Origin of the sequence: Kitasatospora sp. NPDC059599 (assembly GCF_042735125.1) — a bacterium.
GTDB lineage: Bacteria > Actinomycetota > Actinomycetes > Streptomycetales > Streptomycetaceae > Kitasatospora.
This window is the reverse complement of the sequence record NZ_JBHWCL010000014.1, coordinates 97,439-103,948: the sequence shown is the minus strand read 5'-3', so window position 1 is coordinate 103,948 and position 6,510 is coordinate 97,439. Positions and strand designations below refer to the sequence as shown.

Here is a 6,510-nt window from a genome sequence, read left to right as displayed (position 1 = left end):
GCGCCCCCCCCACCCCCCCCGCCGCCGGGGGGGGGGGGGGGGCCCCCCGGCGCCTCGCCCCCGGGGGCGGGGGGGGGGCCCCCCCCCCCCCGCGGCGGGGGCGCCCACACCACGTCCACCGGGTGGGACACCCCGTGCGCCTCCACCACGGGGGCGCCGCCGAGGAGTGCGGCCCAGGCCTCGGTGTCGGAGGTGGCGGAGGCGCAGACCAGGCCCAGGTCGGGCCGCAGCGCGGCGCGGACGTCGAGCAGGAAGGCGAGCGCGGTGTCGGCGTCCAGGTGGCGTTCGTGGCACTCGTCGAGCACGACGACATCCACGCCCGGGAGTTCCTGGTCGCGTTGGAGCCGTTGCAGCAGGACGCCGGTGGTGACGACCTCGACGACGGTGTCCGGCCCGACGTGACGCTCGCCGCGCACCGTGTATCCGACCTCGCGGCCCACGGACGAGCCGAGCAGCCAGGCCATCCGCCGGGCGGCGGCCCGGACGGCGAGCCGGCGGGGTTCGGCGACCAGGACGCGCCGGACCGGGCCGGAATCGAGCAGCCCGGCCAGGGCGAGCGGCACCAGCGTGGTCTTGCCGGTGCCGGGCGGCGCGGCGAGCACGGCGGTGCCGGAGCCGTCCAGTGCCTCGTGCAGCGCGGGCAGGGCGGTGCGGACGGGAAGGTCGCGCCAGGCCGCCCCTGCTGATCGGTCGGGCAGCAAGGCGTCAGCCCCGCTCGGTGACGAAGATCGCGGTGCCGGGGATCAGCCGGCCGCGCAGCGGGGACCAGCCGCCCCACTCCTGTTCCAGGCCGGCCGGCCACTCGGGCTCGACCAGGTCGACCAGCCGGAAGCCGGCGGCGACGAGTTCGCGGACCCGGTCGCCGAGGGTGCGGTGGTGTTCGACGTAGGTGGCGCGGCCCTGCTCGTCCTGTTCGACGTACGGGGTGCGGTCGAAGTAGGACGCCACCGCGGTGAGGCCCTCGACGCCGGGCTCGTCGGGGAAGGCCCAGCGGATCGGGTGGGTCACCGAGAACACCCAGCGCCCGCCGGGCCGCACCACCCGGTGGACCTCGCGCATCAGGGCTTCGGTGTCGGCGCTGAACGGGACGGCGCCGTAGGCGGAGCAGGCGAGGTCGAAGGAGCCGTCGGCGAAGGGCAGCACGGCGGCGTCGGCCTGGACGACCGGGACGGGCGCGGCGCCGCGGCCGAGGTCGATCCGGCGGGAGTGCTGGAGCTGGCGGTGGGAGATGTCCAGGGCGACGGGGCGGGCGCCGCGGGCGGCCAGCCAGCGCGAGCACTGGGCGGCGCCGGCGCCGATCTCCAGCACGTCCTTCCCGGCGACCTCGCCGAGCAGGCGGGCGTCGGCCTCGTCCAGGCCTTCGGGGCACCAGGTGAAGCGGTCGTCGCCGAGGAACTCGCCGTGTTCGTCCTGGTACTCGTCGGCGTTGCGGTCCCACCAGTGCCGGCTGGCGCGGCTGCTCTCCCCGGTGCCGGCCGCGCGCCGCACCGCGTCGTCGTCGCCCTCCTCGGCGGATGCGTCAAGATCGTGGAGGTCTGACTGGGGGGTGGTGGCCACGGTGACAATGCCCATCGCGTAGGGTATGGAGTGCGGAAGCGCCGCTGCCGCGAACCGGCCCTGCGAGGGGTCGGGTCCTGGCGGTGGCATCCGGGGAAAGGGCCCTTCCGGGCGCCGCCGAGAGGCGCGCAATCGGAGGATATGGCCTGATCCGCCCGGGCTCCACCGTCTTGCCGTCCTTCGGCGTTGACCGTGCCCGGCCGTCCCCGTATGCTACAAGTTGCGCTGCGGGCCTGCGCGCCTCAGACGGAGCAGGTCGCGCTCGCATCTGTCGAAGACCCCACGGTCGCAAGACGGACGCCGATTCTCGTTGTATTGGGAACTTTGGTGCGCCGTGTTCTTGGCTGTCCGGCTTTCGGTGGGAGCGATACGGGCCCTCCGCGTGGCATTACCTACGACTTTCATGTCCGTACCGGAGCCCTTTTCCTAATGACGAGCCCCACCGACTCCTCCCTCAGCACCACCCCGCAGGTCGCGGTCAACGACATCGGCGACGCGGAGGCCTTCCTCGCCGCCATCGACGAGACCATCAAGTACTTCAACGATGGCGACATCGTCGAGGGCGTCATCGTGAAGGTCGACCGTGACGAGGTCCTCCTCGACATCGGTTACAAGACCGAGGGCGTCATCCCGTCCCGCGAGCTCTCGATCAAGCACGACGTTGACCCGCACGAGGTCGTCGCCGTCGGTGACAACATCGAGGCCCTGGTTCTCCAGAAGGAGGACAAGGAGGGTCGTCTCATCCTGTCCAAGAAGCGCGCTCAGTACGAGCGTGCCTGGGGCACGATCGAGAAGATCAAGGAAGAGGACGGCATCGTCACCGGTACCGTCATCGAGGTCGTCAAGGGTGGTCTCATCCTCGACATCGGCCTCCGGGGCTTCCTCCCCGCCTCGCTGGTCGAGATGCGTCGCGTCCGCGACCTCCAGCCCTACGTGGGCAAGGAGCTCGAGGCCAAGATCATCGAGCTGGACAAGAACCGCAACAACGTGGTCCTGTCCCGCCGTGCCTGGCTGGAGCAGACCCAGAGCGAGGTCCGCCAGACCTTCCTCACCACCCTGCAGAAGGGCCAGGTGCGCTCCGGCGTCGTCTCCTCGATCGTCAACTTCGGTGCCTTCGTGGACCTGGGTGGCGTCGACGGCCTGGTGCACGTCTCCGAGCTGTCCTGGAAGCACATCGACCACCCGTCCGAGGTTGTCGAGGTCGGCCAGGAGGTCACCGTCGAGGTTCTCGACGTCGACATGGACCGCGAGCGCGTCTCCCTGTCGCTGAAGGCGACCCAGGAGGACCCGTGGCAGCAGTTCGCCCGTACGCACCAGATCGGTCAGGTCGTCCCGGGTAAGGTCACCAAGCTGGTTCCGTTCGGTGCGTTCGTCCGCGTGGACGAGGGCATCGAGGGTCTGGTCCACATCTCCGAGCTGGCCGAGCGCCACGTGGAGATCCCGGAGCAGGTCGTCCAGGTCGGCGACGAGATCTTCGTCAAGGTCATCGACATCGACCTCGAGCGTCGTCGCATCAGCCTCTCGCTGAAGCAGGCCAACGAGGCGCTGGGTGCCAACCCGGCCGAGGTCGAGTTCGACCCGACCCTGTACGGCATGGCCGCTTCGTACGACGACCAGGGCAACTACATCTACCCGGAGGGCTTCGACCCCGAGGCGAACGACTGGCTGCCCGGCTTCGAGAAGCAGCGCGAGGAGTGGGAGCGCCAGTACGCCGAGGCGCAGAGCCGCTTCGAGCAGCACCAGGCGCAGGTCATCAAGAGCCGCGAGGCCGACGCCCAGGCCGCCGAGGAGGGTGGCGACGCCGTCGCCGCTGCCGCCGGTGGTTCCTACTCGTCCAGCAGCGACGAGGGCTCCGGCGCCCTGGCCTCCGACGAGGCCCTGGCCGCCCTGCGCGAGAAGCTGGCCGGCGGCCAGAGCTGAGGCTCTCGCCCCCTGCTAGCCGATAGCTAGCGAATGGGCCCCATCCGGGAATTCCCGGATGGGGCCCATTTGGTTTTTCGCGCTGACTTATGCGCCTTGCAACTGATGTGTTCTTTATGTGAAGGCAAATGTGAGATGGGGCTCATTACCCGGCTATAGGTCGAAGTTCCGGTTACGCCTACATTGAGTGGAGCTGCCCGAAAGGCTCCTTCATGCGCAATGCCTCCTCCGCCCCCGCCGCCCTCGTCGGCGGCCGCCTCGCGGCCCTCGGCCGGTTCTGCTTCCGCCACCGTCGCTGGGTGCTCGGCTTCTGGGCCGTCGTCCTGGTCGTCGGTGTCCTGATCGGCGGCCGGGTCTTCGAGGGCTCGGTGGCCGGGGCGTCCTCGGCCAGCGCCGAGGCCGACCGGGGCAGCGCGGTGGTCGCCGCGGCCGACCCGGTCAAGGGCACCGTGACCGCGGTGGTGGACGGCAAGCCGGTGGACGATCCGGCGGTCAAGGCCGCCGTCGAGCAGGCCACCGCCGAGATCGCCGGCCTGCCCGGGGTCTCCGCCGCCGTCGACGCCTACGGCTCCGGCCCGGCCCAGGCCACGCTGCGTTCCGCCGACGGGACGGCGAGCCTGGTCTCCGTACGGCTGGCCGACACCGCCACCTCCGCCCAGACCGACGCCGTCACCCAGCGGCTCGCCGCGCTGAACGGCGCGGGCGGTGCGCACGTGACCGTCGGCGGGGACCTGGTGCTGCAGGACGAGGTCAAGAAGCAGACCGAGAAGGACACCCGCTTCGGCGAGATGGTGACGCTGCCGCTCACGCTGGTCGTCATGGTGCTGGTGTTCGGCGGGCTCTCGGCGGCCTCGCTGCCGGTGATCGGGGCGGTCGCCTCGGTGGGCGGCGCGCTGCTGGCCATGTTCGGGTTCAGTCGGATCATGGACATCGACACCAGCGTGCTGCCGATCGCCACCGTGCTGGGGCTCGGACTGTCGATCGACTACGCGCTGCTCATGGTGAATCGTTTCCGCGAGGAACGCGGGCACGGCGCGGGCATCGCCGCCGCCGTCGAACGCACCGCGGCGACCGCCGGGCGCACCGTCGCCTTCTCCGGGCTGACCGTGGCCGTCGCACTGTCGGGCCTGTTCGTCTTCACCAGCCCGGTGCTCGGCGCGGTGGCCGCCGCCGGGGTGAGCGTGGTGGTGATCGCCGTCGCCGCCGCGCTGACCCTGATCCCCGCGCTGCTCGGCTTCGCCGGCTCGCGGATCAGGACGCCCACCGCACCCGTGCCGGACGAGGGGTTCTTCAGCCGGACCGTCCGCCGCGTCCGCAAGCGGGCCGTCCTGGTCACGCTCGCCTCCGTGGCGCTGCTGATGGCGGCCGGGGCGCCGTTCCTCCACGCCGAGATGCGCAACTCGGGCGCCGCCGTGCTGCCCGCCTCCTCCGCCGGGCGGCAGGTCGCCGAGACCGTCGACCAGCGCTTCCCGCAGGTGTCGGCCGCGCCGATCACGGTGGTGGTCGAGGGCGGCCCGGCGGTGGCGCAGGCGTACGCGGACGAGGTGGTCGCCAAGCTGCCCGGGGTGAGCGGGGTCCGGGCGGTGAGCCCGGTGAACGACGCGGTCTCCACGATCGACGTCCTGGTGCACGGGGACCCGCAGGGCGGGCAGGCCAAGCACGTGGTCGAGGAACTGCGGGCGGACCGGGGCGGGCTGAAGACGTACGTCACCGGCGGCGCGGCCTCGGTGGTCGACTTCCAGAAGGAACTGCTCTCGCGCGGACCGTGGGCGCTCGGGCTGGTCGCGGCCGGGACACTGGTGCTGCTGTTCCTGATGACCGGCTCGGTGGTGATGCCGGTCAAGGCGCTGCTGATGAACCTGCTCTCGCTGGGCGCCTCGCTCGGCGCGCTCACCCTGGTGTTCCAGGACGGGTGGTTCAGCGGGATGCTCGGGTTCAGCCCGACCGGGGGGCTGGAGACCTTCATCCCGGTGCTGGTCTTCGCCTTCGCCTTCGGGTTGTCGATGGACTACGAGGTGTTCCTGCTCGCCCGGATCAAGGAGCTGCGGGACAAGGGGCACAGCTGTACCCGCTCGGTGGAGCTGGGGGTCCAGCGCAGCGGTCGGATCATCACCTCGGCGGCGCTGCTGATGGTGATCGTCTTCGCCGGGTTCGCGCTCGGGGACATGCTGATGGTCAAGCAGATGGGCATCGCCCTGGCCGTCGCCGTCGCGGTGGACGCCACCCTGGTGCGCTGCCTGCTGGTGCCCGCCGCGATGAGCCTGTTCGGCGAGTTCAACTGGTGGGCGCCGGCCCCGCTGCGCCGACTGCACCAGCGCTTCGGGCTGAGCGAGCACGTCGATCTGCCGGAGATCGAGCCCGCCGTGATCCCGGCGCCGCGATCGGTGGTCGCGCAGTCGGAGTCGGAGTCGGAGTCGGGGGCGGAGTCGAAGTCGAAGTTGCAGCCGGGGGCGGCGGAGCCGGAGGCCGGGGGCCTGGTGAAGGCCTAGGGCCGGGGCCGTACCCGGACCCGGACCTTAGAGTGCGTCGGTGTACGCGCCGTACAGCTCGGCGACGCACTCCTCGACCACCTGGCCGGCCGTGTCGATCGCCAGGTGGTCGCGGTCCCAGGGCTCGTAGGCGCGGGACTGCACGGCCGCCCAGTCCGGGAGGTCGAGGCCCGGGACGTCGATGGTGCGCTGTTCGACGCGGTGGCGGTGTTCGGCCGGGTCGGAGCAGATCGTCTCGACCTCCAGGAAATGCGTTCCGGCCCGGACGGCGACCTCGCGCCAGGCCTGGCGGGTGACCGCGAGCGGATTGACCGACTCGGCGATCACCGGATGGCCCTGGCGCAGGTGCTCCTCGGCGAGGGCGTGGGCCACGGCGTAACCGACCGGGCCGAGCGGTGGCGCGAGGGCGCCGGAGTGCACGATCGCCTGTTCGATGGTGTCGACCCGGACGTGGACGGCACCGGCCCAGCGGGCGAAGCCGCGGGCCAGGGAGGTCTTTCCGGTGGCGGGCAGTCCGCCGAGGATGATCAGCACCGGGCCATCC

The 6,510-nt window shown here is 71.7% G+C and carries 5 protein-coding genes; 2 read left to right on the top strand and 3 right to left on the bottom strand.

Features of this window, described 5'->3' with window-relative positions; translation table 11 throughout:
• Together ACFV04_RS08070 and ACFV04_RS08065 are read right to left on the bottom strand one after the other, a co-directional pair.
• Positions 1 to 701: DEAD/DEAH box helicase (locus ACFV04_RS08070; protein WP_380527609.1), on the bottom strand; the 701-nt coding region annotated here is incomplete at its 3' end.
• 4 nt (positions 702 to 705) lie between these two features.
• Positions 706 to 1,572, bottom strand: coding sequence for a class I SAM-dependent methyltransferase (locus ACFV04_RS08065; RefSeq protein WP_380345587.1), 867 nt, complete (start codon positions 1,570 to 1,572; stop codon positions 706 to 708).
• Positions 1,573 to 1,986: 414 nt separating this feature from the next.
• On the opposite strand from ACFV04_RS08065, the gene rpsA reads away from it, so the two are divergent.
• Positions 1,987 to 3,477 carry a 30S ribosomal protein S1 gene (gene rpsA, locus ACFV04_RS08060; protein ID WP_049653883.1) on the top strand — a complete coding sequence of 497 codons (1,491 nt, stop codon included), beginning with the start codon at positions 1,987 to 1,989 and terminating at the stop codon, positions 3,475 to 3,477.
• Between the two features lie 212 nt (positions 3,478 to 3,689).
• Positions 3,690 to 5,966 carry an MMPL family transporter gene (locus ACFV04_RS08055; protein ID WP_380527606.1) on the top strand — a complete coding sequence of 759 codons (2,277 nt, stop codon included), beginning with the start codon at positions 3,690 to 3,692 and terminating at the stop codon, positions 5,964 to 5,966.
• Between the two features lie 27 nt (positions 5,967 to 5,993).
• Here the strand turns inward: ACFV04_RS08055 and ACFV04_RS08050 are convergent, their stop codons facing one another.
• Positions 5,994 to 6,500, bottom strand: a complete 507-nt coding sequence (locus tag ACFV04_RS08050; RefSeq protein WP_380527604.1) for an AAA family ATPase — start codon at positions 6,498 to 6,500, stop codon at positions 5,994 to 5,996.
• Between the last annotated feature and the right edge of the window lie 10 nt (positions 6,501 to 6,510).

What these genes read in the sequence shown, in the direction of transcription:
- ACFV04_RS08065 (WP_380345587.1), bottom strand. Translation starts at nt 1,572, where the DNA reads ATGGGCATTGTCACCGTGGCCACCACCCCCCAGTCAGACCTCCACGAT.
- rpsA (WP_049653883.1), top strand. Translation starts at nt 1,987, where the DNA reads ATGACGAGCCCCACCGACTCCTCCCTCAGCACCACCCCGCAGGTCGCG.
- ACFV04_RS08055 (WP_380527606.1), top strand. Translation starts at nt 3,690, where the DNA reads ATGCGCAATGCCTCCTCCGCCCCCGCCGCCCTCGTCGGCGGCCGCCTC.